This is a genomic window from Kocuria tytonicola, from assembly GCF_003687455.1.
In the GTDB taxonomy this organism is placed as follows: domain Bacteria; phylum Actinomycetota; class Actinomycetes; order Actinomycetales; family Micrococcaceae; genus Kocuria; species Kocuria tytonicola.
Map to the genome: position 1 here is coordinate 1 of NZ_PHOA01000007.1, position 23547 is coordinate 23547.

A 23547-nucleotide genomic window follows, 5' to 3' on the forward strand; every position below is an offset into this window, starting at 1 on the left:
GGCGTAGGGGACGGAGAAGTCGAACGCCTCCTTGCGCTTGGCGGTGGGGGTGGCGAAGGACTCGCCGTTGACCTCCGTGGACCAGGTCTCCGGTCATTCGGCGGCCCAGACCGAGACCTCGAACTTCGGCCAGAGCATGGCCAGGGCCGGAGCCCAGCTGGTTCCCGTCACGGGCTTCGACGAGGCGGTCATGCTCGTGGCCTTCGGGCGCGTGGACATGACCGGCAACGACTTCGTGACCTTCCAGTCCTTCTTCGAGCAGCGCCCCGACGCCGGCATCCGTCTCCTGGACGGGCCGCTCGGCGAGGCCTCGGAGTCCGCGGTCCTCATGGCCCGCAACCAGCCGCGGTTGCGCGCGGCCGTGGACCAGTCCCTGAACCACCGCATGGACACCGGAGATCTAAGGAAGATCTACGAGAAGTACGTGTCCACCGACCTCACCCCGGAGCCATGACCGATTTCCTGAGCCTGTGGGCCGACTCCCTTCCCCAGCTGCTGGCGGCCACCGTGAAGGTGACCGTTCCGCTGAGCATCATCGCCTTCGTCCTGGCCCTGGTGGTCGCGGTGCTCGCCACCGCCATGCGGCTCAGCCGCATCCGCCCCCTGCAGTGGCTGTCCCGGTTCTACGTGTGGCTGTTCCGTGGCACGCCCATCCTGGTGCAGCTGTTCATCATCTTCTACGGCCTGCCCGCCGCGGGCATCACGCTCTCCGCGTGGACCTCGGCCATCATCGCGTTCACACTGAACACCGGCGCGTACGCCGCGGAGACGCTGCGGGCCTCCGTGCAGTCCATTCCCCGGGGCCAGCTGGAGGCCGCCCGGACCCTGAACTACACCGGGTGGCAGACGGTCCGCCACGTGATCGCACCCCAGGCGCTGCGGATCGCGCTGCCCCCGCTGGGCAACGACCTGATCGACCTCGTCAAGGGCACCTCACTGGTCATGGTGATCACCCTGGCGGACGTGTTCCAGGTGGGCCGCCAGATCGCCGCGACCACCTTCCAGCCCCTGGCGCTCTACGCGGAGGTGGCCGTGGTCTACCTGGCGATCTTCACCGTCCTGTCCTTCCTGCAGTCCCGCCTGGAGCGGGTGTCGAACCGCTACATCAGGAGCTCCCGTGCTTGAGCTGAACGACGTCTCCAAGAGCTTCGGCGGGACCCCTGTCCTGAAGCAGGTCTCACTGCAGCTGCGGGGCGGGGAGACCACCGTGGTGCTGGGGCCCTCCGGCTCCGGCAAGTCCACGCTGCTGCGCACCATGAACCTGCTGGAGGTCCCGGAGTCCGGGTGCTTGAGCATCAACGGGGACTCGGTGACCTTCGGCGCCACGCTCACCCGCAAGCAGGTGGCGGCCATCCGGCGGCGCTCGGCCATGGTGTTCCAGGGGTACAACCTGTTCCCCCACGAGACGGTGCTGGAGAACGTGGCCATGCCCCCGGTGCTCAACGGCAAGGCGGACCGCGCCACCGCCCGGGCCCGCGCCACGGAGCTGCTGGGCAAGGTGGGCATGGACCACCGGCTGCAGGAGTACCCGGACAACCTCTCGGGCGGTCAGCAGCAGCGCGTGGCGATCGCCCGGGCACTGGCGGTGGAACCCGACTACCTGCTCTTCGACGAACCCACCTCCGCCCTGGACCCCGAGCTGGAGGCCGAGGTCATCAAGGTCATGGTGGACCTGGCCCGGGAACGCCGCTCCCTGGTGGTGGTGACCCACAACATCGGGTTCGCCCGCCGGGTCGCGGACCGCATCGTCTTCCTCGCGGACGGCGGCATCGGCTTCGACGGCACGCCGGAGGGCTTCTTCGCGTCCGACAACGAGCGGATCCGCCGCTACCTCAACGTCTTCGACGCCGTGTGAGCGGACGCCGTCCCGGGGTCAGAAGCTCCCGGACGCCCCGCCGCCGCTGAACCCGCCGCCACCGCCGAACGAGCTGGACGCGCCACCGCCGTAGTTCGACCCGCCCGAGGTCGAGGAGTGGGACGCCCCGCTGTACACGGCCGGGTACATCACGTACAGCGGCAGCCAGCTCTGGAACGTGGGCGCGTACTGGATCTCGCGCTCCACGCCGTCCTTGTCCTTGGCCTTTCCGGGGGTCGCGTTGAGGCCCGGGGCCTTGGGGTTCTGCTGCCGGTAGCGGTAGTAGGCGCGGCGCATGCCCTCGGTGATGTTCTCCTCCGGGTGTTCGCGCTGGAACTGCTCGATCTCCCGGTCCGCCTGCTCCCGGATCTTCTTGGTGCGGCGGCTGCGGCGCCAGGCCAGGAGTCCGGCCACCACACCGCCCAGGCCCAGCAGTCCGAAGATCACACCCATGATGGTGTTGCTGCGGACCTCCCGCTCGTGCGCGGCCTGCGGGTTCGCCTGGTCGTAGACCTCGGTGAGGGTGTTCGTGAACGCCTCGGCATACTTCTCGTCCTTGAAGCCGGGCTGCAGCTCGTCCTTCATGACGGACTCGGCGTCCCCGTCCGAGAGCACCTCCCGGGCGCCGTCCGCCACCTCGATGCGCAGCTCCCGCTCGCCCATGTCCGCGACCACGAGCACGCCGTTGTTCCGGCCGTCGTCCCCCACGCCCCAGTCCGTGGCGACCTTCCGGGAGTAGTCCTCGATGCTCTCGCCCTGGGTGCCGTCCACGGTGAGCACCGCGGCGCGGATGTACTCGTTGTCCTTGTTCTTCTGCCCGATCAGGCGGTTGAGGTCCGCCTCCTCCTGCGTGCTCAGCAGGTCCGCCTGATCCTGCACCGCACCCTCGCTGGGCCGGGGTGGGATGTCCAGTGCCCGGGCGGGCAAGGCCGTGCCCGCCACCAGAGCCGATCCCAGCGCTGCCGTCAGCAGCACTCTGCGCGCAGCGGGCAGGGTTGCGTTCGAGGTGGTCACAGGGTCCTCCCGGGGCTCGACGACCGGCGCAGCGCGCCGTTTCCTGCGGTCCAGGCTACGTGGCGCACGTGGCGCGGCACACACCCCCGCCGCCCTCGGCGCGGCGTCCCCCGGTGCGGGCACGACGCCGCCCGGGTCGCCTCCGCAGCCCCACTCGCCGCCCCTGGGACGCGCTACTGCGCCTCCCGCGCCCCACGGCGACGCATGTATGTCCCCGGGGACGCAGCGCCCTCCCCCGCAGGCCCCGGACATGGCGCGGGCCGGCTCCCCCGGAGAGGGAACCGGCCCGCGGGGCGGCGCCGTGCGGCGTCGTCGAGTGGTGGACTCAGTGCTGGGCGGTGGGGACCACCATCACGGGGGACTCCGTGTCCGCGAGGACGGCCTGGGAGACCGAGCCCATGAGCAGACCGCGGAAGCCGCCGTAGCCGCGCGTGCCCATCACCAGGAGGTCCGCGGTGCGGGAGGCGTCCACCAGGGCGTCCGCGGGACGACCGTCGAGCACGCGAGTGATGATCTCGAGGTCCGGGAAGTCCCCGCGCAGCTCCTGGGCCACGGACTCGGTGAGCTCCTTTGCCGGGGCCTTCAGCTGCTCCTGGACCGCGCGCTCCAGCTCGTAGGAGTTCATGGGCAGGTAGCTGGTGGTGGGAACCACGCTCACCACGGCGAGGCGAAGACCGTGCTCGGTGGCGTAGCGGGCGGCCAGCGGGACGGCCCTGTTCTGGGCGCCGAGCTTGTCCACGCCCACCACCACGCACCCGGCGAAGCTCTCACCCTCGGCGCGGGACTCCCGCTCCTGCGGGTTCCAGCTCTCGGGGAGGATCACCACGGGGGCGCTCGAGTGCGAGGCGACGGCCGCGGAGACCGAGCCCACCCGACCGCGCACCCCGTGGTGGCCGCGCTTGCCCATGACCACCACGGCGGCGTCCTTGGCCTCGTACACGATCACACCGGCGGCGTCCCCGCGCTCGATGATGCCCTGCGCACTGACCCCGGCCGCCTTGGCCTTCTCCACGGCGGTCCTGGCGAGCCGTTCGGACTCCTCCTGGAGGGCCTCCGCGAACGCGCCGTAGAGGGACTGGTCCAGGCCGGTCTGCCGGCCCGTGGAGAGCACGATCTTCAGCGGCAGCTGACGCTGCTGCGCCTCGGCGACCGCCCAGTCCAGCGCTCGCTCGCTGTGGTCGGAGCCGTCGTACGCAACCACGATGTTCTGTGTCATCTTCTGCACCTGCCTGTCGGTAGTTGTGGGTGTTCTCGGGAGGGCGCTGGATCTCAGCGGGCGTTGGGGACCACCATCACGGGACCGGCCGCACCGGCCAGCACCGCCTGGGACACGGACCCCAGCAGCAGCCCCGTGAAGCCGCCGACGCCGCGCGAGCCCACCACCACGAGCTCCGCGGTGCGCGTGGCCTGCACCAGCACCCGCCCGGGGCGGCCCAGGAAGGCGTGGTCGCTCACCTGCACCTCCGGAGCCCGCTGGGCAATGCTGCGCGTGAGCCCGGAGAGCTTCTTGAGGGACTCCTCGAAGTAATAGGTCTGGTTGTACTGGTCCTGGAACCACTCGGGCGTTCCGGACAGGGCACCGTTCACGGACACCAGGCTCAGCCCCAGGCCGTGGGCGGCGGCGTACTCGATGGCCTGTGCCACGGCGGGGTTCTCGTCCCCGGAGGCGTCCACGCCCACCACCACGGTCCCGGAGAAGTCCGTCTCCGAGGCCGGGACGCGGTGCGGCTGCCCGATCCCGTCCTGGTTCCCGGCGAGCTGCACGTCCTGGGCCTCCCGGACAACGGTGCGGGCTTGGTCCTGGTCCGCGCCGTCCTGCTGCTCACCGGGCGGAACCACCACCACGGGAACCGGGCTGTGGGCCGCCACCGCGGCGGAGACCGAACCCAGGCGGCCGCGCAGTGCGCCGCCCCGGCCGCGCTTGCCCATGACCACCAGGCAGCAGTCCTTCGCGGCGCGCAGCACGGACCGGGCGGCGTCCCCCTCGGCGGTGACCGTGTCGATCTCCACCTCCGGGGCCTGCGCGCGGGCGTGCTCCACGGCGGCCATGAGGTTGGACTCGCACTCCTGGGTGACGGCCTCGCGGAAACGCATCTCCAGACCGGGATCACCCACCACGGCCACGGGGTACGCGCCGATCAGCCGCACGGGAACGTGGCGTGCGCGGGCCTCCGTGAGTGCGCGGTCCAGTGCCCGGAGGGCGATCTCGGAACCGTCGATGCCCACCAGCACGGGAGCGTTGGACGAGGTGTTCAGAACGTCTTTGTTCATGCCTTAAGAATAGTCCCGCAGGGCTCTTTCGGCGCGGTTCACCACACGCGCGGGAGGGCCTTCCACCCCGGGCCGCGGGACTCCGGGGCAGGTGCCGGTGCGGGTGGCGCCGGCGGGCCGTCACGCCATGGCGAGCATCCACCGCGAACCCCGGATGCGCCGCCCCAGGGTCGCGGCGCGGGCGCCCGTGTAGCCGCCGGCGTACGCGACCCACAGCCACACCGCGCCGGCCGCGCCGGAGCCGCCCCAGTGCACCACGGCCCACAGCAGCGGGAGGTAGACCACCAGGTTCACGACCCCCGCCAGGGCGAGGTAGCGGGCGTCCCCGGCGCCGATCAGCACGCCGTCGAGCACGAACACGAACGCCGCGAGCGGCTGGCCCACCGCCACCACCAGCAGGGAGACGCCGAACAGCGCCTGCACGTCCTGGGAGTCCGTGAACAGGAAGCCCAGCCGAGGCCCCAGGACACCCACCAGCAGGCCGGTCACCACGCCGAATCCGAGCCCCCAGCGCAGCAGCCGGCGCATGAGCAGCCGCACGGCCTCCCGGTCCTCGTCCCGCCGCAGGTCCCGCGCGCCCAGCTCCTTGCCGAGCAGCGCCTGCGCGGCGATCGCGAGCGCGTCCAGGGCGAAGGCGAGGAAGTTGAAGATGGTCATGGTCAGCTGGTACGCGGCGAGGTTCTCGGCCCCCTGCGCGGTGGCCACCACCACGGTCAGCAGGATGGCCACGCGCAGGGACAGGGTGCGCAGCATGAGCCAGGAGCCCACGGTGAGGTGCGCGCGGATCCCCGCCCAGGAGGTCCGCGCGGCCACGCCCTCGGCGCGGAGCCGACGTCCCAGCATCACCAGGTAGGTCAGGGCCATGCCCCACTGGGTGAGGCTCGTGCCGATTGCCGCACCGGCCACCCCGAGGTCCGCGCCGTAGACCAGCGCGAGGTTCAGTCCGGCGTTCACGGCCGCGCCCACGCCCGCCACGACCAGCGGAGTGGTGGTGTCCTGCAGTCCGCGCAGCACCCCCACGGCGGCCAGCACCACGAGCATGGCCACCAGTCCGGGCAGGGACCACAGGGCGTACGACGTCGCGTGGTCCAGCACCTCGCCCTGCGCCCCCATCGCGCGCAGCAGGGGCCGCATCACCACCGCACCCACCGCGGCCAGGACCACGCCCAGACCCGCGGCAGTCCAGAGGCCGTCGCGGCCCACGCGCAGGGCCTCGCCCATCCGCCCCGCCCCCAGGTGGCGGGCCACGGCGGGGGTGGTGCTGTATGCCAGGAACACCATGAGCCCCACCACGGTCTGCACCACCGTGGAGGCAATCCCCACGCCCGCGAGCTGCGCGGTCCCCAGGTGCCCGATGATCGCCGAGTCCGCGAGCAGGAACAGCGGCTCCGCGATCAGCGCCCCGAACGCGGGCACGGCGAGCGCCAGGATCTGACGGTTCAGGCCCGGCCCGGAGGAGGGGGACGACGCCGCTGGGCCACCCGGGGTGCCTGGGTGGCCGTCGGGGACGGGCACGTCAGCGGCGTCGCCGTGTGAGGTGTTCGCAGATGAGGAGGGCACCGCACCAGACTAGGCGGGCGGGGGTCGGTGCTCACGGTTTCCCGGCGTCCCGGGCGCAGGGTGGGCCGGGGCAGCGTCGTCCGGCTCCGCTTCTCACGGCTGCGGGTCCCGCGCGTCGTAGCGCAGGAAGCCGGGGAACGCGCGCACCAGGACGAGCACGAGCACCAGGCAGACGGCCGCGCCGGCGAGGGCGGCCCAGCCGGGACCGAGCAACTGGCCGCCGGCACCCAGGACGGCGTCGCCCAGGCGGGGTCCTCCGGCCACCACCACGATGAAAATGCCCTGCAGGCGGCTGCGCAGCGAGTCCGGGGTGGCGGCCTGCAGGATGGTGGTGCGGAACAGCATGGACACCGAGTCCATGACCCCGGCGGCCACGAGGGTCGCGCAGGAGAGCACCAGTGGCCAGGCGGTGTCCGCGCCCAGGCCCCGGGACGCGAGCAGGACCACCGCGCCGAACACCATGATGCACACGGCCCAGCCCGCCACTGCGGCGGCGCAGGCCCTGCCGTGATGGTTGATGCGTATGAATGTTCCTGAGAACACCCCCGAGATCACCGAGCCCGCCGCGAGGGACGCGGTGAGCAGACCCACCGTGAGCTGGTCCCCGCCCAGGACGGAGGCCCCGAGCACGGGGAACAGCACGCGCGGCATGGCGAAGACCATGGCGGCGATGTCCAGCAGGAACGTCATGCGCAGGTTGGGGCGGGTGGCCAGGAAGCGGAATCCCTCCACCACCGAGCGGAACCCGGCCTTGGTGGCACCACCCTCGCCCGGTTCGGGAGGCAGGGGCGGGAGCTTGTACATGGCCCACAGGCTCACCGCGAAGCTCAGGGCGTCCAGCGTGTACGCCCACGCGAAGCCGAGCCCGGCCACCGTGAACGCCCCGAGCAGCGGCCCCACCATGAGGCACGAGCCCATGGTCAGCTGAAACAGGGCGTTGGCCGCGGGCAGCTGACGAGCGGGGACCAGCCGGGGGACGATCGCGCCGCGCACGGGCTGGCCCAGTCCCTGCGCGAACGAGTGCAGGGCCACGATCCCGTAGAGCACCCCCACGCTGCGCACGTCCAGCCACGCGTGCGCGGCGAGCGCCACGGTCATGGCGAACAGCCCCACCGTGGTCCACAGCCCGGCCAGCCGCCGGTCCGAGGCGTCCCCGATGGACCCGCCGTACAGTCCCGCCACGATCAGCGGCACGAGCGCGAACACTCCCACCATTCCCACGGCGAACGTGGAGCGGGTGAGCTCGAAGACCTCCAGACTGATGGCGATCACCGTGAACTGGTTGCCGAGCATGGACAGCGTGGAGCCCATCCAGAGCCGACGGAAGTCGGGGATCTCGCGCACGGGGGAGATGTCCAGGAGGAAGCGGGCCACGGGTTGATCCTAGGATGCGCCCGGGGCCCGGCGTGCTGTGCGTGTCCGCGGCAGCGCTTACCCTGAGACCACCCCACGTCCCCGGGATCCCAGGAGCAGCCATGCGCACACGCGAACAGCGCTGGGCCGCGCGCTCTGCCCGCGGCTGGCCGCGGCTGCGCGTGCACGCGGTGCTCAACGGCCTCGGGGCGCTGCTCGCCGGGGCGGGTCTGCTGTGGTTCACGCGCGGCCCCCTGCACTTCCAGAACTTCCCCGCGGGGGACGTCGCCTGGTTCTGGCGGGCGGTCACCCTCGCCCTGGCGGTCCTGGTGCCGTACGTACTGCTCTCCATGGGCCTCCACCTGCTCCTCGCGGGTGCCACCGCCACCCAGCGGGCCGCCCTGGCCGCGGGCCGCTCCCGCACGGTGGTGCTCAACCCCGATGACCCGGACGAGCCGCCCGTCTCCGTCCAGAAGCTCACGGAGCACACCCCGCCGGGCGTGAAGATCCGCGCCCATGCCCTCCACGGCCGGCGCCACGACAGCCGCTACACACGGGACCTGCTGGGCCTGCTGCCCGTCCAGTCCCCCGCCGCGCTCGTGCCCCTGGGGGCGGGCATCCTGGCGCTGGTCGTGGCCACCGTGTACTACGCCACGGGATATGCCGAACCGGCCATGGTTCTGCTGCTGGGCACCTTCTACCTGGGGTGGAAGCTCTTCCGCGGCTGGCGCAGCCACCGCGTCTTCGCGGACACCCACTGGGAGACCCCCGCGGAGGTCGTGGTGGACACCGGGCCCGTCCCGCGCGTCACCCCCCTGCGGGACGAGGACACGGAGACCGGGCCCACCGCCCGGGTCACCCGCTTCCCGGACGACGCCGCCGCGCCGGTCCCGCGCGAACGGGCGCGGGCGGCGTCGTCCCACCGCGCGGACGTGGAGTACGAGGACGAGCCGTACGAGATCACGGACGAGCTGCCGGTGATCGAGCAGATCCGCGACCGCTACGCCGCGCCCAGGAAGCAGAGCGCCTCCCAGCGGCGGCTGGCCGAACGCGCCGAGCGGGAGGCGGTTCGCCGCAGGCTGCCAGGGGTCGTCTCCGCGGAGCGCGCGGAGAACCCGCCCACCGCTCCCATCACCCGCGTGACCCCGCAGGACCGCGCGACGGCGGGGGCGGAGGACCCGCAGACGGAGGCCGCCGAGCAGCAGGAGCAGCGCCTCCAGCAGAAGCGCTACGAGGACCACATGCAGCGCCACCGGGAGAAGCGCGAGGACCGGCTGCGCAGCGCAGAGGCCCGGGAGCCGGAAGAGGCCCCCTCGCTGCTGGGGTACGCCGTGAACCGGCTGAAGCGCCGGGGCGACGGTTCCTGACAGGACCTCCGCCGCGCCCGCTCCCTCTCGCGGGCACGAGGGCGGGATTCGTTCCACGGTGCCGGGACGTTCCCGTGCCGTCTCGCGCAGCACGGCGACGCCGCTCGGTGAAGCGCGGCGTCGTCACGTCGGTGGCAGACTGCCGGGAGGGCGCGCGTCCGGAACCTGCTCTCGGCCGCGCGCCCCAGTGGGCGGCGCTCAGGAGGCGGGAACGGCGTCGTCGCCCTCGCACCCCGGCAGCTCCGCGAGCACCCGGGCCTCGTGATCAGCACCCGTGCTCAGCTCGAAGGCCGCCACCGTGATCCACGGGACGAGCGTGCACAGCGCGAGCACCACGGTCAGAGGCACGTTCAGCACCGCGAGGACCACTGCCACCGCGAGCACCACCAGGCTGCTCGCGAGGATCGCGGTGTGCAGCCCGGCCCAGAAGCGCGTGGTGAGGTAGTGCGCGGTGAACAGCCCGACGGTGAAGACCCCCACCGGGATGGCGAGCGCGCACGCCGCCACCACGTGGTCGACGTGCAGGTCCTCACTGTGCTCGAAGGACAGTGCCATGAGGTGCAGACCCCCGCCCACGGCGGCGAGCGCGGGCCAGATCAGGAAGTGGCTGTAGCCGAAACCGAACGAGCGGCGCCGGTGGTGGTGCAGCACCTCCGCGAACCGAGGGATGAAGTAGGCCCACCAGAACCCGAAGGCGATCGCCGTCCCGCACACCGCCACAAGGATCGTGTCGCCCCAGTCGATGTACTGCTCGTCGGAGCCGAGGATGTTCTGCAGGGTGATGACGGTGCCGGTCACCACCTCGCCGATGGTGATGATGGTGAGCAGACCATGGCGCTCCGTGATGTGACCTGCGTGCCACGGTGTGCCGGTGCCCGATCCCCGTTCGGCGAGGAACGGCCCGGTCAGCTCCACGAGGGCGATCAGGGCGGTGACCCCGAGGAGCACCGGCAGCGGCAGCCCGGTCGTCTGCAGGAAGATCGTGGCGACCCACAGGGCCTGGGCGATGACCAGCGTGCTCAGGTAGAAGCGGATGGCCGGCCGGTGCTCGCCGTCGGCGCGGTGGGCACGCCCCCACTGCACCAGCATGGCCACGCGCATGATCACGTACCCGGTGACGCTCACCGTGTTGTCCAGCTCGCCGTGCGCCGCGGCGTGGAAGATGTCCGGGATACCCAGCGTCAGCACCACCACGCCGATCATCTGCAGCAGAGTGAGCAGCCGGTACAGCCAGTCGTCCGTGTCGTAGGCGCTCGCGAACCACGAGTAGTTGATCCAGGCCCAGATGATGCCGAAGCTCGTGAGGCAGAAGGACGCGATCCCCGATCCCACGTGTCCCTCGGCGAGGGCCTCCGCGAGCTGTGCCGCGCTCTGCGCGACCGCGACGACGAAGGTCAGGTCGAACAGCAGCTCGAGCGTGCTCGCGGATCTCTCACGTTCGCGCGGGTTGCGCCCGGTCATGGACCGCAGCCGGGAGCGCAGATCGTTCGGGTCGACATCCCCACGGGATGAATTGCTCATGCCGCACATTTTCACCCATGGGGGCGCGAGAACCTACCAGGGCGGAAGCCGTACCGGGCCGGGCGCGGCCCCCGCGCCCCGGACACCCCGGGGCGGGGAAGGCTGTCCACTCCTCCCGAGGCGGTCCCGGGACACGGAAGACGGAGGGGGACGAGCGCCTACACCAGGCGCGGCAGCGGACGCCCGAGGGCCACGGCCCCGGAGGGGATCGCGTCCACCACGAGCTTCGCGCCGAAGCCAATCAGCACCGTCCCGGTGATCCGGTCGATGATCCGCAGGGCCCGCGGGTCCGCGAGCCAGCGCCGGGCGTAGCCGCCGCCCAGGATGATGAGCGCGAACCACGCCATGGTGAGCGCGCCGTGCACCCCTGCGAGCAGCGCGCCCATGAGCAGCGGGGAGACCCCCTCGGGGAGGAACTGCGGGATCGTGGCGATGTAGAACACCCCCACCTTGGGGTTGAGCAGGTTGGTGCCGGCCCCGGTCAGCCAGCCCTGCCACGCGGAGGACGGCGGTGGGGTCGCTTTGCCGTCGGAGCCCGCCTCGAGGGGCTGGGCGCGGAAGGACTTCACGATCATCGACAGCCCGAGCCACAGCACGTACGCGGCACCCGCGGCCGTGAGGATGCGGTACGCGATTTCGGAGGCCGTCAGCAGTGCCGACACCCCGACCGCCGCGGCGATCCCCCACACCACCGCACCGGTGGCCACGCCCCCGGCGGTCGCCCACGCGTAGGGGCGCGTGCGGGTCAGGGAGGAGCGCAGCACGAGGGCGGTGTCCAGACCGGGGACGAGGGTCAGCAGCCCGGCCACCACGGCGAAGGCCAGGACGGCGTCGAGTACGGTCATGCCTCCAGGGTAGGGCCCGGGGTGCGACGCTGCCCGCTCGTGTGGGCGTCCAGCGGGGCCCGGCTGCCGAGTTGCCAGATCCTCCGGGCGGTCCACAGCAGCAGGGCCACCAGCAGCGCGTTGCGCACGGTGAGCACCGCGGCCATGACCGGGTTCGCGTGGATCAGCGGCGTGTAGAACAGCGGGTAGATCACGAACGTGGTGGCCGCGATCCCCAGCACCAGCAGCGCGGGGGTGCGCCAGCGCACGCGGTCGTGCAGCAGCCCCACCATGATCACCGGCGCGAGCCACACCATGAACTGGGGCGAGCCCACCTTGTTGAACACGATCAGCACGGTGGTCAGCAGCAGGGTGCCCGCGTAGACCAGCCGTCCGCGGTCCGCGCCGCACCGCAGGGCGCGGAGGAGCAGAGCCGCGGCACCGGCCACGGCGAGCAGCAGCAGGGGCTGCAGGAGGGAGGCCATCACGTCCACGCCGGGCCCGTAGACCTCGGTGGAGTTGATCGCGGTGTTGTCCGCGATCTTGGAGCCACCGATGCCCAGCACCGCCGCCCACACCCACGGCGTGGAGAACGTGGCCTCGAGCTGCATCCCGCGGGAGCCCTGGTTGAGGGCGAAGTCCGCAATGTGCTCGATCCCGCCGAGGGCCAGCACACCGGCGACCACCAGAGCGGTCACCACCACTCCGGTGAGCACAATCCGCACGCGCTGGCGCAGCGCGATCATCATTGCCAGGACGGCTGCGGCCGGCCACACCTTGATCCAGGTGGCCACGCTCAGCAGTGCCGCACCCACCACGGGCTGGCGCACTGCGTAGAGCAGGCCGAGGAACACGATGGGCGCGGCCACGCCCTCCACGCGCGCAAAGCTCAGGTAGCCCAGGAACACGGTGAACACCACCCACCACCACCCGGCCACCGCGGCCGAGCGCTGCCGGCTCAGCACCGCCGAGCTTCCGCGCGGAGCCTGCGGGGACGACGACGCCGCGCGGCCCGGTCCCGCAGCTCCCGGCGCTTCACCGTCCGCTCGCGTCTTCTGCCCAACGGGCGCCCGCACCGGCCCGTGGGACCACGGCAGCTCCTCGGCCGGATCGCGCGCCCCGCTGCTCGCCGCAGCGTGCACGTCCCCCGGGGCAGGACCGTCGTGGGCCGCTTCCGAGGACTCACCCACCAGCTCGGGCAGCTCACCGCGCGCCGGGCGGTGCGCCCGGTGCAGCAGGAACCACATGGCCACCGCGTTGAGCACGGTGATCATCAGGGTCCAGGCGAGCAGGTAGAGGTCGTGCCCGGCGATCCGCGGGAGCATGATCGGGATCTGTGCGAGCACGGGGTACACCCAGGGGCTCACGGCGTCCGTCACGGGCGCGTTGTACCCGGCCATGGCCCACTCGCGGTACTGCTCGGTGTCGCTGAACGCCCAGCCGTGCAGGAAGAAGGAGGCCATCCACCCCAGGAAGTAGAGGTGCACCACGGCGAAGCCGCACCACACGGCGGTGGGGCGCAGCAACCGCTCGCGCAGGCCACGGTGCACCGCGCCGGGAGTCCCCGGCACCGGGGCCCCGGACCCGTGGGCCCCGAACCCGGACGCCGAAGCTCCGGGTGCGGACGCCGGGGAGGCAACGGCAGCGGCGTCGTCGTCAGGCCCGGGGCGCTGCAACCGCGGCCTCCTTCGGGACGGAGCCCAGGCGGTGGAGACCGCGGGCGGACCACCACATGAGGACCACGAGCAGGGCGTTGCGCACCGTGAGCACGAGCGCCATGGCCGGGTTGTTGTGGCTGAGCGCGGTGTAGAAGAGCGGGTAGATGAAGAACGTGGCGATCCCGATCAGCACGGCGAGCAGCGCGGGCGTGCGCCAGGCGCGCCAGTCGTGCACGAGCCCCACGGCGATCACGGGGCCGAGCCACACCATGAACTGGGGCGAGCCCACCTTGTTGAACACGATGAACGCGGTGACCATGGTGAGCGACCCGGCGAGGAACAGCGCGGTGCGGTCCAGGCCGCCGGCACGCAGGCCGTGGCGCAGACCCCGCACGATGAGCACCACCACCACCACGGCGGCCACGGCGAACAGCGGCTGCATCAGCTTGGACATCACGTCCGAGCCGGGGCCGTCCACCTGCATGGAGTTGATGTCCGTGTTCATGTACATGTGCGAGTCGCCGATGTGCAGCACGGACAGCCACAGCCACGGCGTGGTGAACGTGGCCTCGAGCTGCATCCCGCGGTCTCCCTGCTGGGTCGCGAAGTCCGCGATCTTGTGCAGCGAGCCGGTGGACGCCGCCACGAGCACCGCGATCAGCGTGGCCAGGACGCCCGCGAGCAGGACGGCCCCGCGGCGTCGTGCGGCGCTCAGCAGGGCGAGGACCACGGCGGCGGGCCACACCTTGGTCCAGGTGGCGATGCTCAGCAGCAGGGATGCGACGAACGGGTGCGCCACCCCGTAGACCATGGCGATCAGCACCACCGGCGCCGTGACGCCGTCCATGCGGGCGAAGCCCAGCCATCCCATCAGCAGGATGAAGCCGAGCCACCACCAGCCGGCGGGCAGGGCGGCGCGGTTGCGGCCCCAGTCGGTGAGCTTGCCCATGGCCAGGGCGTTGAGCACGCAGATGATGAGGACCCAGAGGACGAAGAACGGGCCAGGACCGACCAGGCCCGCGATCGCCATGGGTACCTGCGCGAGCACGGGGTACACCCACGGGCTCGGACCGGAGGAGAGGTTGGCCTCGTCGAAGCCCGCCTCCGCCCACGCGCGGTAGATGTTGGTGTCGCTGAACGCGTTGCCCTGCAGGGACACGATCAGCGCGAAGACCAGGAACCCCAGGTGCACCACCAGGAATCCCGTGAGCAGCCCGCGCGGGGTCATCAGGCGCTCCTGCCAGCGCCGGGGGATCACGGCATCGCGCGCCCGGGTGAGGGTGGCGAAGTAACGGTCGGTGGGCACGGGGCGGTCCTTGTCCGAATGCGCGGGATTCTGGTCTGGCTCGGGTGCTCCGTGGTGGGGAGCACCGGCGCGTGGCTTGCAGTGGCACGGAAGACCGCTCGGCGGCCCGGGAACGTCGGCGTGACGCGCACCCCGGGTCCGCGGGCGCCGTTCCACTCGTCCGATTCTATGGGGCGGGGCCGGAGCAGGGGCCCAAGCACCGCACGAGCCCCGCGCCACCCGGGGCGTCGGCCCGCCCCCGGGCGGCAGACCACCCCGGTGCTGGACGACGCCGCCGGGGAGCCGGCCCTGCCGCGCGGAACCGCCACGCCGCGGCGTCGCGGTCCCCTGCAGGCCCGGCGGTGCGGGAGGGGCGGTCCTGTAAAGTCGGGGGGCGGAGCCGCGAACACCTCGGCTCGCCCACCACTGGTTGGCTGAGGGGGCTGGAGACCATGACCGCACCGGGTCCTGCCGTCCCCACCGCGGAGCTGCACACCGGGTCCACCGCCACCGTGGAGCTGAGGGCGCGTGTGGCCGTGGTCCAGGGCGTCATCGGCTCGCTGATGATGTTCCTGGGGTCCCTGGGAACCGGGTGGATCGCCAACGGCTCCCCCATGGTGCGCCACCCCCTCGTCATCGAGCTGCGGGTCAACGCGTGGGGCGTGTACACGTGCACCGTGCTGCTGACCCTGGGAGCCATGCTGCTCATCCGCTCGTGGCTCAGGCTCGGGCAGCGGCTACGCGGCTGGCCACCGGGATCGCTCAAGACGGTGACGATGGCCGTGATCGCATGGTCCGTGCCGATGCTCTTCTGCGTGCCCATCTACTCGCGGGACGTCTACGCGTACATCGGCCAGGGCCGGCTCATGCTGGCAGGCAAGGACCCGTACGTGGAGGGCATCTCCTCCCTGGACAACTGGTTCATGCTGGGCGCGGACCCCGAGTGGGCGCAGGCCCGCACACCCTACGGGCCGTACTTCCTGTGGATCGCGGCCGCCGTGGTCCGCCTGACGGATGCGCAGCCGGACCTGTCCGTGATGCTGTTCCGCGCGGCGGCGTACGTGGGCGTGGTGCTGTGCCTGGTCTACGTGCCCAAGCTCGCCGGACTGCACAACCTCAACGGGGCACGGGCCCTGTGGATCTCCGTGGCCAACCCCCTGTTCCTCATCAGCTTCGTGGCCAGCGCACACAACGACGCCCTCATGGTGGGGCTGGCCGTGGCGGGCGTGTACTTCGCGGCCACGAAACATCCACTGCTGGGAATACTCCTGGTCACGGGGTCCATCGGGATCAAACCCATCACCATCCTGCTGCTGCCGTTCATCGGCCTGCTGTGGGCGGGCAGGAACGCCTCCTGGCTGCGGCGCTTCGTGATCTGGGCGGCCACCGCCTCACTCAGCTTCGGCATCCTCGCCCTGAGCGGCATGGTGGACGGGCTGGGGCTCGGCTGGGCGTGGGCGCTGCTGGACCCCACCCCCGGTTACACCGGCTACTCGCCCTCCGGGTTCCTGGGTCAGCAGGTGGAGCGCATCGGCAACCACTTCGACCTGCACGGCGACCAGATGGCCGCCACCTTCAGGCGCGCGCTGCAGGGCGGGGCCATCCTGCTGGTCCTCGTGCTCATGTTCGTGGGAGGGGACCGGAAGATCGTGCGCCGCATGGCCGTGGCGTTCGCCGCCGTGGTGCTGCTCTCCCCCATCATCCAGCCCTGGTACATCCTGTGGTTCCTGCCGCTACTGGCCGCCACCGGCATCAAGGACAACTGGCAGATCCGCAGCATCTACATCGTGATCACGTTCTTCGTGGTCTTCGGCGCCCAGGACCAGCTGTCCGTGTGGCCGTTCATCAACCTCAGCGTGAGCGTGTCCCAGGTGGCCTTCGTGATCGCCGTGGCGTTCACGCTCTACCTCGCGCTCATCGACCCCCGTACCCGCACCCTGCTCACGCACGGCGGGTGGCGGGGCTGGTTCGGTCGGGGCACACCGCGGGGCTCCACGGACCTGGTGGCGCCGGCGCGGTGACGACGCCGCACGGCAGGTGGGGAGCGACGTCGCACGCCCGCGCCCCGCGCTACGCGCCCATTCTGCGGCGGGTCCAAACGGAAACGCCGCAACCGTCCCGCGCACACGCGGCTGACGAACCACGACGCGGCCCAGCGGCCTCACACGGCACCGGGGCAGTTCTCAGTGCTCCCCGCGCAGCTTTTCCAGCTCCCGCCGGTCCTTCTTGGTGGGGCGCCCCGCGCCGCGGTCCCGGCGTGCCACGGGGACGCTGAGCTCAGCGGGGCGCGGCGGGGAGTGGTCGATGTAGCACTCGGCGGCCACCGGTGCCCCCACGCGCTTGACGATTAGACGCCGGACCTCGAACTCCTGCTGCCACCCCGGACGCTTCACGCTCACCCGGTCACCCACCCGCACCGACTGCGCCGCCTTCACGGGAGCGCCGTTCAGCCGGACGTGCCCCGCCCGGCACCCCTGGGTGGCCGCGGAACGCGTCTTGAAGAGCCGGACGGACCAGAGCCACACATCCAGCCGGGCACTCGCGGGGGCGTTGGTGTCGGAAGGCATGGGGCCACGGTACCCGGGCGGACGACGGCGCCCGGTCACCGAAGCAACCGGGCGCCGTCGGACAGTGCTGCGCCTGTCACGGCACCGTTCGTGCGGGATCAGTCCAGGACCGGCAGCTCCGTGGTCTCGAAGCTCTCCCGGAAGAAGGACCTGTTGCGGAAGTACTGGGTCAGCATGACCACCGCCCCCAGCAGCAGAATCCCGGCGCCGAGCACGAACACCAGACCCACCCCGCCGATCTGCGACCCGGATCCGTAGTCGGGGTCCATGGAGTCCACCGAGGTCTGCACGAAGAACACCAGCAGCAGGACCCCGCCGATCAGCGGCGCCGCCAGATTCACCAGGAAGCTCTTGAACGAACGGAACCACGAGCGGCGGAAGTACCAGACGCAGGCCAGAGCAGTCACGCCGTAGTAGAAGCACACCATCATGCCCAGGGCAGTGATGGTGTCCCACAGGACGTCCTCGCTCACGATCCGCATGAACGTGTAGAACACGGAGGAAACCACGGCCGCGGCCACCGTGGCGTAGCCCGGGGACTGGAAGCGCGGGGTGATCCGCGCGAACTGCCGGGGCAGAGCCCCGTAGTACCCCATGGCCAGCAGGGTGCGGGCCGGGGAGACGAACGTGGACTGCAGGGAGGCCGCGGAGGAGGAGAGCACCGCGAGGGACAGCATGATCGCGGCCGGACCCATCACGGGCCCCGCGAGCGCGGCGAACACGTTCTCCTGGATGTCCGGGTTGTTGAGCCCGGTTCCGGTGTCCGAGAGGCCGGCGAAGCTCATTACGGACACCCCGATCAGCAGGTAGAGCACCACGATGGAGAAGATGGTGGCCAGCGCCGCACGCCCGGGCGTGGTGGAGGACCCCTCGGTCTCCTCGTTGATGGTGAGCACCACGTCCCAGCCCCAGTAGATGAACACGGAGAGGGACACCCCGGCCGCGAAGGCGGAGAAGGAGCTCACGCCCAGGGGGTTGAACCACTCGGGGTCGATGTGCAGCCCACCCTCGGCGGTGCCGTTGGCCACGTGCACCAGGGCGGCCACGGAGAACCACACCAGCACGACCAGCTGGAACGCCACCAGCACGTACTGCACCTTCTTGGTGGTCTCCATCCCGCGGTAGGAGATCCAGCAGGCCAGCGCCATGAAGACCAGGCAGGTCCCCACGTTCACCAGCGTGCTGTCCGCCAGGTCCGCGAGCTCGGGTCTGCCCGTGACCTGGGCGAGGAGCAGGTAGAAGAACTCCACCGCGATCCCTGCCAGGTTGGACAGCACCAGGATGGTTGCCGCCAGCAGACCCCACCCGCCCATCCAGCCGAGCCACGGCCCGAAGGCCTTGGACGTCCACGTGAAGGTGGTGCCGGAGTCCGGCATGGCCCGGTTGAGCTGGCGGTAGCCCACGGCCACCAGGAGCATGGGCACGAAACCCACCAGGAAGATCGCGGGCAGATGGGTGCCCACGGCCGCGGCGGTGGGTCCCAGCGCGCCGGAGAGGGTGTAGGCCGGCGCGATGCAGGACATCCCGATCACCACCGCGCCCAGCAGTCCCACGGACCCGGAGCTCAGCCCCTTGCCCTCGCCCTGCTCGTTCTCCGTGTTCGCCGTGCTGCTCATGCGTCCTCCTGGGTGGTGTCCGCCGCCGGGGGCAGCACGATCATGGGGACCGGCAGGTGCCGCAGCACGCGTGCCGCGGTGGTCCCCAGGAAGATCTGACGGTGCTGCGCGAGCCGCGAGGACCCCACGAACAGGACGGAGCCGGGTACCCAGTCCATGTCCGTGACCGTGCGCTTGAGGTTCTTGCCGGTGGCCACGTGCACACTCACCGGGTGCTCGGAGGACACACTGCGCGCGGCGTCCCGGAGCATCTGCTCCGTGGCGGCCACCGCGGGCCCCGGGTCCTCCTTGAGCTGGTCCAGCGGCAGCAGGTTGAGCAGCACCAGATCCTGTCCGCCCCGCGCCACCGCCTGCTGCGACTCCCGCAGGATCTGCTGCGCACCGCGGCGGGCCCCCACGCCGGCGTAGAGCCGGGTCACGGGTTCCTCCCCGCGGTACCCCCGGGGCGCCAGGGCCACGGGCACGGGGGCGCGGTGCAGCAGGGTGTCCGCCACGGGACCCACGGAGAACTTCGCCGTGTACTTCCCGGCGGCGGCTCCCACCACGAGCAGACCGGCGTGGAACTCGTCCACCGCTGCCACGAGACCCTCTGCCACGGAGGGCGAGGTGCGCACGTGGGTCCCCGCGGTGACGTCCTGCGGCACGAGCTTCGCGGCGTCGCGGAGCCAGGACGCGGCCTGGTCCCGCATCATGGGGGTGATGTCCCCACCGGCGGGGAGGCGGCGCTGAAGGGGTCGTCGGTGCGGACCACGCACACGATCTCCAGCTCCGCCCGGAACGCGCGGGCCAGGGCCACACCCAGGCGCACCGCGTCCCGGCTGCGCTTGTCCGCGCCGTAGCCCACCACGTAGCGCATCACGGGTGCGCCTTCCTGCCCTCGGGGCGCGGCCGGGGCTCCGGCGTCCGACGCCGCCCGGGTCACCCCGCGCTCCGCTCGTCCAGGATCTGGGAGGCGGCGAGCGCGCCCTGGCGCAGTGCGCCGTCCACGTGCTGGTAGCCCTCCGCGGCGAGGTCCGAGCAGGCCCAGCGGATGGGGCCCACGGGCTCGGACTGGATGGCGCCGTAGCGGTGCAGACCGCCCAGGTCGTAGGAGGCCGCGTACGCGCCGCGGGTCCACTCCTCGGAGCCGAAGTCGGACTCGTAGTAGACCACCGGGTTCTTGGCCTCCTCGCCGAAGTAGTGGGAGAGGGACTCCAGGACGAGCCGCTTGCGCTCCTCCGCGGGCAGGCGGAAGACCTCGTCCGCCTTCTCGTCCGAGACGAAGCCCACCAGGGTGCCGCGCTCGTCCTCGTGGTTGGTGTTGTCGTAGACCTCCTGCGAGAGCTCGCCCGCGCCGAAGCCGGTGCCGGACAGTCCCTTCTCGCGCCAGAACGGGGTCTCGTACACGGCGTGGATCTTGATCACGATGCCCAGCGACTGGTGCTGGTGCATCTGGTGCTGCGCGCGGGGCAGGGGCGGTTCGAAGGAGATCCGGGAGTAGAGGTTCGGCGGGACCGCCACCACCACGTCCTTGGCCTTGACGGTCACGCGGTCGGAGAGCACGCGCACCGTGAAGTCGGGATCGTGCTCCTCGTAGGTCTCGCCCTCGCCGGCCCACTGGATGGTGCGCACCGGGGAGTTCAGGAACACGGTGGCGTCCGAGCCGCCGGTGAGCACATCCGTGCCGCGGTCCACGCCCAGCTGCTCGGCCATGGTCACGGAGACGGACTGCATCCCGCCCACCACGCGGCGGTCCAGGATGAAGTCCTCGTCCACCAGGTTGGAGAAGGAGCCCGCGGAGGCGGCCATGAGCACGGCCTGCAGGGCGGAGAACGCGTGGGAGGGCTTGGTGAGCATGCCCCCGGCGATGAAGATGCCGATGTTGTTGCACGCCTCCTCGTCGTCCGAGTTCTGGCGCAGCCAGTCCCGGAAGGAGACGGTGTCCAGCTCCCGAGCCTTGGGGTGGGCCCACGGCTCCGTGGCGCCGATCTCGGCGACGAGGTCGTCCATGATCCGGATCAGGCGGTCCATCTCCTGCTCGGTCCGCTCCCCGGCGGGGAACATGTGGCCGTCGTAGAGGTGGCGGGTGCCGTCCGGGGCGATGTACACGGCCTTGCCCTCGCGGTAGCGCTCGAAGGTGCTCAGGCCCAGCTCGTCCACCAGGGACAGCAGCTCGGTCTGGTCCGGGGAGATCCACTGGCCGCCGATCTCCAGGAAGGCGCCGTCAATGGTGTTGGACCACGTGCGCCCACCCACGCGGTCGCGGGCCTCCAGCACGGCCACGGACTTCCCGGCCTGGGTCAGGCGGCGGGCGGCCATGAGACCGGCCGGGCCGGCGCCCACGACCACGACGTCGCGCTCGACGGCCTGCGGGGATCCTACGGTTCGCTGCTCGGACATGGGATTTCCTTTCGAGAAATTGTGAAGGGTGTTCATTTTGTGGTCGTGTGCCGCGTTCCGGCACATCTACTGTGGAGTCCGTGGGAGGCAGACGGCAGCGAGGAGGAGGTCCGGTGGAGCAGGAACGCCCCGTGCGCCGTCGTGGGAGGCCGCGCAGCCCGGTGCTGACGCAGCGCAAGATCGCGAACGCCGCCCTGTCCCTGATCCAGGACCGCGGCTACCGCGGCCTGACGATGTCCGCGCTGGCGCAGCGCCTGGGCGTCTCCGCCTCTGCTCTCTACAACCACGTGGGCTCCAAACGGGACATCATGATCCTGGTCCAGGACCGGGTGAACAGGGAGATCGACTGCTCCGCCTTCGGGACGGAGGACTGGGACGTGGCCCTGGCACGCTGGGCCCGCTCCTACCGGGACGTCTACGCCCGCAACATCCCCCTGATCCCCGTGATGGCGGTGCTGCCGGTGGCAAATTCCCCGCACACGCTGAGGATGTACGAGAGGGTCACCGCGGGTCTGGTGGCGGCCGGGTGGCCGGAGTCCAGGGTGGTCAGTGCGGTGACGGCCGTGGAGTCTCTGGTCTTCGGATCGGCCTACGATGCCACGGCTCCCGATGACATCTTCGACCCCGGGGACCTCGACGACGTCGCACCAGTGTTTTCGTCGGCCGTGGCACGGCGGAACCTGTCGCTCGCGGTCGACGACGACGCCGCGGAGGGAAGCCGCGCAGCGGACGCGGCCTTCGACCTCGGCCTGCGCTGCCTCCTCGCCGGGTTCCGTCAGGAGCTGGCGGTCCTGCGCCAGGCCTGACGCAGGACCCGCACCTCAGACCTCGAGGGAGTGCATCACGTGCTTCACCCGGGTGTACTCCTCCACGGAGTACAGGGAGAGGTCCTTGCCGTAGCCGGAGTGCTTGAAACCGCCGTGGGGCATCTCCGAGACGAGCAGCATGTGGGTGTTGACCCACACGCAGCCGAAGTCCAGGTCCCGGCTGACCCTCATGGCCGTGCCGTGGTCGGACGTCCACACGCTGGAGGCCAGCGCGTAGAGGACGTCGTTCGCGAGCTCCACCGCCTCCTCCTCCGAGCTGAACGTCTGGACCGTGAGCACGGGTCCGAAGGTCTCCTCCTGCACGAGGGCGTCGTCCTGGTGCATGCCCGTGATCACGGTGGGCTCCACGAAGAAGCCGTCCGTGCCCTCCACCGGCTTGCCCCCGGCCACCACGGTCGCGTGTGCCGGGATGTTCTCGAGCTTCGTGCGGACGTCCTCGAAGTGACGGACGTTGTTCAGCGGGCCGAAGTCGTTCTTGGACTCGTCCTCGTTGCCCGTGACCGTCTTCTCGGCCTGCTCCGCGAGCAGCTTCACGAACTTCTCCTCGACGCTCTTCTCCACGAGGATGCGCGTGACCGCGGTGCAGTCCTGGCCGGCGTTGAACGTGCCGTACTGGACGAGCTGCTCGGCGGCGCGTTCGAGGTCCGCGTCGGCGAAGACGATGGCGGGCGCCTTGCCACCGAGCTCCAGGTGGGTGCGCTTGAGTCCCTGGGCGGCGCTGCGGGCGACGGCCTGTCCCGCCCGCACCGAGCCGGTGATGGAGACCATCCCGGGCACGTGGTGCGTGGTGAGCAGCTCACCGGTCGCGGCGCTGCCGAGCACCACGTTGAGGACGCCCGGGGGCAGGATCTCACCGGCGATGCGGGCCAGCACGAGCGTGGACTCGGGCGTGGTGTCACTCGGCTTGAGCACGATGGTGTTGCCGGCCGCGAGTGCGGGGCCGATCTTCCAGATGCCCATCAGCAGGGGGTAGTTCCAGGGTGCGACCTGCGCGACGACACCTACCGGCTCGCGGCGGACGTACGAGGTGTGCTCGGACATGTACTCCGTGGCGGCGCGGCCCTCGAGCGTGCGGGCGGCACCGGCGAAGAAGCGGAGGTTGTCCACACCGGCGTCGACCTCTTCCGAGCCGATCTGCGCCTTGGGCTGGCCCGTGTTGCGGTGCTGCGCCTCGACGATCTCGCCCTTGTGCTCCTGCAGGGCGTCCGCAAGCTTAAGCAGGGCTTCCTGGCGCTCCCCCGGCGTGGCCCTGTTCCAGGTCTTGGCGGCCGCGGCGGCGGCCTCGAAGGCGGCGTCGACGTCCTGCTCGTCCGAGACGGGCGAGGTGGCGACGACCTTCCCGTCGGACGGGTTGACGATCTCGATGGTCTCCTGACCGTGGGCGGCCACGAACCGCCCGTTGATGTAGTTCTGCAGCGTCTCGGCCATGGGTGTCTCCTTACCCGAACGG

The 23547-nt window shown here is 71.2% G+C and carries 21 protein-coding genes; 6 read left to right on the forward strand and 15 right to left on the reverse strand.

The genetic code is table 11. From position 1 onward, the window contains the following. Nucleotides 1-67: 67 nt before the first annotated feature. The 3 genes from CWC38_RS01815 to CWC38_RS01825 are packed head-to-tail and all read left to right on the forward strand — an operon-like array spanning nucleotide 68 to nucleotide 1855. Nucleotides 68-454, forward strand: a complete 387-nt coding sequence (locus tag CWC38_RS01815) for a type 2 periplasmic-binding domain-containing protein (RefSeq protein WP_439108821.1) — start codon at nucleotides 68-70, stop codon at nucleotides 452-454. Further along, complete coding sequence (locus CWC38_RS01820; protein ID WP_121845132.1) at nucleotides 451-1125, forward strand: amino acid ABC transporter permease; 675 nt, start codon at nucleotides 451-453, stop codon at nucleotides 1123-1125. Before CWC38_RS01815 ends, CWC38_RS01820 begins: the two co-directional genes overlap by 4 nt. Then, on the forward strand, nucleotides 1118-1855 hold the full coding sequence (locus tag CWC38_RS01825) for an amino acid ABC transporter ATP-binding protein (protein ID WP_121845133.1): 738 nt from the start codon (nucleotides 1118-1120) through the stop codon (nucleotides 1853-1855). The genes CWC38_RS01820 and CWC38_RS01825 overlap by 8 nt, the downstream gene beginning before the upstream one ends. An 18-nt stretch (nucleotides 1856-1873) precedes the next feature. Here the strand turns inward: CWC38_RS01825 and CWC38_RS01830 are convergent, their stop codons facing one another. From CWC38_RS01830 to CWC38_RS01850, 5 genes are all read right to left on the reverse strand, one after another. Continuing rightward, complete coding sequence (locus tag CWC38_RS01830; protein ID WP_121845134.1) at nucleotides 1874-2869, reverse strand: TPM domain-containing protein; 996 nt, start codon at nucleotides 2867-2869, stop codon at nucleotides 1874-1876. A gap of 325 nt (nucleotides 2870-3194) precedes the next feature. Then, on the reverse strand, nucleotides 3195-4085 hold the full coding sequence (locus CWC38_RS01835) for a universal stress protein (protein WP_121845135.1): 891 nt from the start codon (nucleotides 4083-4085) through the stop codon (nucleotides 3195-3197). Between the two features lie 53 nt (nucleotides 4086-4138). Continuing rightward, the gene (locus CWC38_RS01840) at nucleotides 4139-5140 is read right to left on the reverse strand and encodes a universal stress protein (RefSeq protein WP_121845136.1); all 1002 of its coding nucleotides are present in this window, start codon (nucleotides 5138-5140) and stop codon (nucleotides 4139-4141) included. Between the two features lie 120 nt (nucleotides 5141-5260). Beyond that, a complete protein-coding gene (locus tag CWC38_RS01845; RefSeq protein WP_439108822.1) occupies nucleotides 5261-6700 on the reverse strand; it encodes an MATE family efflux transporter in 1440 nt (479 codons plus the stop codon). A gap of 93 nt (nucleotides 6701-6793) precedes the next feature. After that, nucleotides 6794-8074 (reverse strand): MFS transporter, encoded by a 1281-nt coding sequence (locus CWC38_RS01850; protein WP_121845137.1) that lies wholly within the window; start codon nucleotides 8072-8074, stop codon nucleotides 6794-6796. 101 nt (nucleotides 8075-8175) lie between these two features. On the opposite strand from CWC38_RS01850, the gene CWC38_RS01855 reads away from it, so the two are divergent. Then, complete coding sequence (locus tag CWC38_RS01855) at nucleotides 8176-9420, forward strand: hypothetical protein (RefSeq protein ID WP_121845138.1); 1245 nt, start codon at nucleotides 8176-8178, stop codon at nucleotides 9418-9420. 198 nt (nucleotides 9421-9618) lie between these two features. Here CWC38_RS01855 and CWC38_RS01860 read toward each other — a convergent pair whose 3' ends face one another. The 4 genes from CWC38_RS01860 to CWC38_RS01880 all read right to left on the reverse strand — a co-directional run bounded on the left by CWC38_RS01860 (nucleotide 9619) and on the right by CWC38_RS01880 (nucleotide 14729). Further along, the gene (locus CWC38_RS01860; RefSeq protein WP_165860316.1) at nucleotides 9619-10941 is read right to left on the reverse strand and encodes a low temperature requirement protein A; all 1323 of its coding nucleotides are present in this window, start codon (nucleotides 10939-10941) and stop codon (nucleotides 9619-9621) included. A 158-nt stretch (nucleotides 10942-11099) separates the two neighbouring features. Further along, nucleotides 11100-11786 (reverse strand): LysE family translocator, encoded by a 687-nt coding sequence (locus tag CWC38_RS01865; protein WP_121845140.1) that lies wholly within the window; start codon nucleotides 11784-11786, stop codon nucleotides 11100-11102. Beyond that, nucleotides 11783-13228: a hypothetical protein gene (locus tag CWC38_RS12310; RefSeq protein WP_439108823.1), complete on the reverse strand. Its 1446-nt coding sequence runs from the start codon at nucleotides 13226-13228 to the stop codon at nucleotides 11783-11785. Before CWC38_RS12310 ends, CWC38_RS01865 begins: the two co-directional genes overlap by 4 nt. Nucleotides 13229-13421: 193 nt before the next feature. Then, nucleotides 13422-14729, reverse strand: a complete 1308-nt coding sequence (locus tag CWC38_RS01880) for a glycosyltransferase family 87 protein (RefSeq protein ID WP_121845141.1) — start codon at nucleotides 14727-14729, stop codon at nucleotides 13422-13424. A gap of 431 nt (nucleotides 14730-15160) precedes the next feature. Between CWC38_RS01880 and mptB the strand changes: the two genes are divergently transcribed. Beyond that, the gene (gene mptB / locus CWC38_RS01885; RefSeq protein ID WP_121845142.1) at nucleotides 15161-16729 is read left to right on the forward strand and encodes a polyprenol phosphomannose-dependent alpha 1,6 mannosyltransferase MptB; all 1569 of its coding nucleotides are present in this window, start codon (nucleotides 15161-15163) and stop codon (nucleotides 16727-16729) included. Between the two features lie 162 nt (nucleotides 16730-16891). Here the strand turns inward: mptB and CWC38_RS01890 are convergent, their stop codons facing one another. The 5 genes from CWC38_RS01890 to CWC38_RS01905 form a co-directional block, all read right to left on the reverse strand. Beyond that, complete coding sequence (locus CWC38_RS01890; RefSeq protein ID WP_121845143.1) at nucleotides 16892-17275, reverse strand: RNA-binding S4 domain-containing protein; 384 nt, start codon at nucleotides 17273-17275, stop codon at nucleotides 16892-16894. 98 nt (nucleotides 17276-17373) lie between these two features. Next, nucleotides 17374-18891: an APC family permease gene (locus tag CWC38_RS01895; protein WP_121845144.1), complete on the reverse strand. Its 1518-nt coding sequence runs from the start codon at nucleotides 18889-18891 to the stop codon at nucleotides 17374-17376. Beyond that, nucleotides 18888-19583: a universal stress protein gene (locus CWC38_RS01900; RefSeq protein WP_240624994.1), complete on the reverse strand. Its 696-nt coding sequence runs from the start codon at nucleotides 19581-19583 to the stop codon at nucleotides 18888-18890. Before CWC38_RS01900 ends, CWC38_RS01895 begins: the two co-directional genes overlap by 4 nt. After that, nucleotides 19580-19750, reverse strand: coding sequence for an adenine nucleotide alpha hydrolase family protein (locus CWC38_RS12315; RefSeq protein WP_240624995.1), 171 nt, complete (start codon nucleotides 19748-19750; stop codon nucleotides 19580-19582). Before CWC38_RS12315 ends, CWC38_RS01900 begins: the two co-directional genes overlap by 4 nt. A gap of 59 nt (nucleotides 19751-19809) precedes the next feature. Next, nucleotides 19810-21270 (reverse strand): flavin monoamine oxidase family protein, encoded by a 1461-nt coding sequence (locus tag CWC38_RS01905; protein WP_121845145.1) that lies wholly within the window; start codon nucleotides 21268-21270, stop codon nucleotides 19810-19812. Between the two features lie 113 nt (nucleotides 21271-21383). Here CWC38_RS01905 and CWC38_RS01910 point away from each other — a divergent pair, with 113 nt between their 5' ends. Beyond that, a complete protein-coding gene (locus CWC38_RS01910; protein WP_240624996.1) occupies nucleotides 21384-22076 on the forward strand; it encodes a TetR/AcrR family transcriptional regulator in 693 nt (230 codons plus the stop codon). A gap of 15 nt (nucleotides 22077-22091) precedes the next feature. On the opposite strand, the gene CWC38_RS01915 is transcribed toward CWC38_RS01910, so the two are convergent. After that, nucleotides 22092-23525: a gamma-aminobutyraldehyde dehydrogenase gene (locus CWC38_RS01915; protein WP_121845146.1), complete on the reverse strand. Its 1434-nt coding sequence runs from the start codon at nucleotides 23523-23525 to the stop codon at nucleotides 22092-22094. Between the last annotated feature and the right edge of the window lie 22 nt (nucleotides 23526-23547).

Excerpts from the sequence above, each read along its gene's own strand:
- CWC38_RS01820 (WP_121845132.1), top strand. The coding sequence starts at position 451 with ATGACCGATTTCCTGAGCCTGTGGGCCGACTCCCTTCCCCAGCTGCTG.
- CWC38_RS01835 (WP_121845135.1), bottom strand. The coding sequence starts at position 4,085 with ATGACACAGAACATCGTGGTTGCGTACGACGGCTCCGACCACAGCGAG.
- CWC38_RS01840 (WP_121845136.1), bottom strand. The coding sequence starts at position 5,140 with ATGAACAAAGACGTTCTGAACACCTCGTCCAACGCTCCCGTGCTGGTG.
- CWC38_RS01855 (WP_121845138.1), top strand. The coding sequence starts at position 8,176 with ATGCGCACACGCGAACAGCGCTGGGCCGCGCGCTCTGCCCGCGGCTGG.
- CWC38_RS01860 (WP_165860316.1), bottom strand. The coding sequence starts at position 10,941 with ATGAGCAATTCATCCCGTGGGGATGTCGACCCGAACGATCTGCGCTCC.
- CWC38_RS01865 (WP_121845140.1), bottom strand. The coding sequence starts at position 11,786 with ATGACCGTACTCGACGCCGTCCTGGCCTTCGCCGTGGTGGCCGGGCTG.
- CWC38_RS12310 (WP_439108823.1), bottom strand. The coding sequence starts at position 13,228 with ATGGCCTCCTTCTTCCTGCACGGCTGGGCGTTCAGCGACACCGAGCAG.
- mptB (WP_121845142.1), top strand. The coding sequence starts at position 15,161 with ATGACCGCACCGGGTCCTGCCGTCCCCACCGCGGAGCTGCACACCGGG.
- CWC38_RS01890 (WP_121845143.1), bottom strand. The coding sequence starts at position 17,275 with ATGCCTTCCGACACCAACGCCCCCGCGAGTGCCCGGCTGGATGTGTGG.
- CWC38_RS01895 (WP_121845144.1), bottom strand. The coding sequence starts at position 18,891 with ATGAGCAGCACGGCGAACACGGAGAACGAGCAGGGCGAGGGCAAGGGG.
- CWC38_RS01900 (WP_240624994.1), bottom strand. The coding sequence starts at position 19,583 with ATGATGCGGGACCAGGCCGCGTCCTGGCTCCGCGACGCCGCGAAGCTC.
- CWC38_RS01905 (WP_121845145.1), bottom strand. The coding sequence starts at position 21,270 with ATGTCCGAGCAGCGAACCGTAGGATCCCCGCAGGCCGTCGAGCGCGAC.
- CWC38_RS01915 (WP_121845146.1), bottom strand. The coding sequence starts at position 23,525 with ATGGCCGAGACGCTGCAGAACTACATCAACGGGCGGTTCGTGGCCGCC.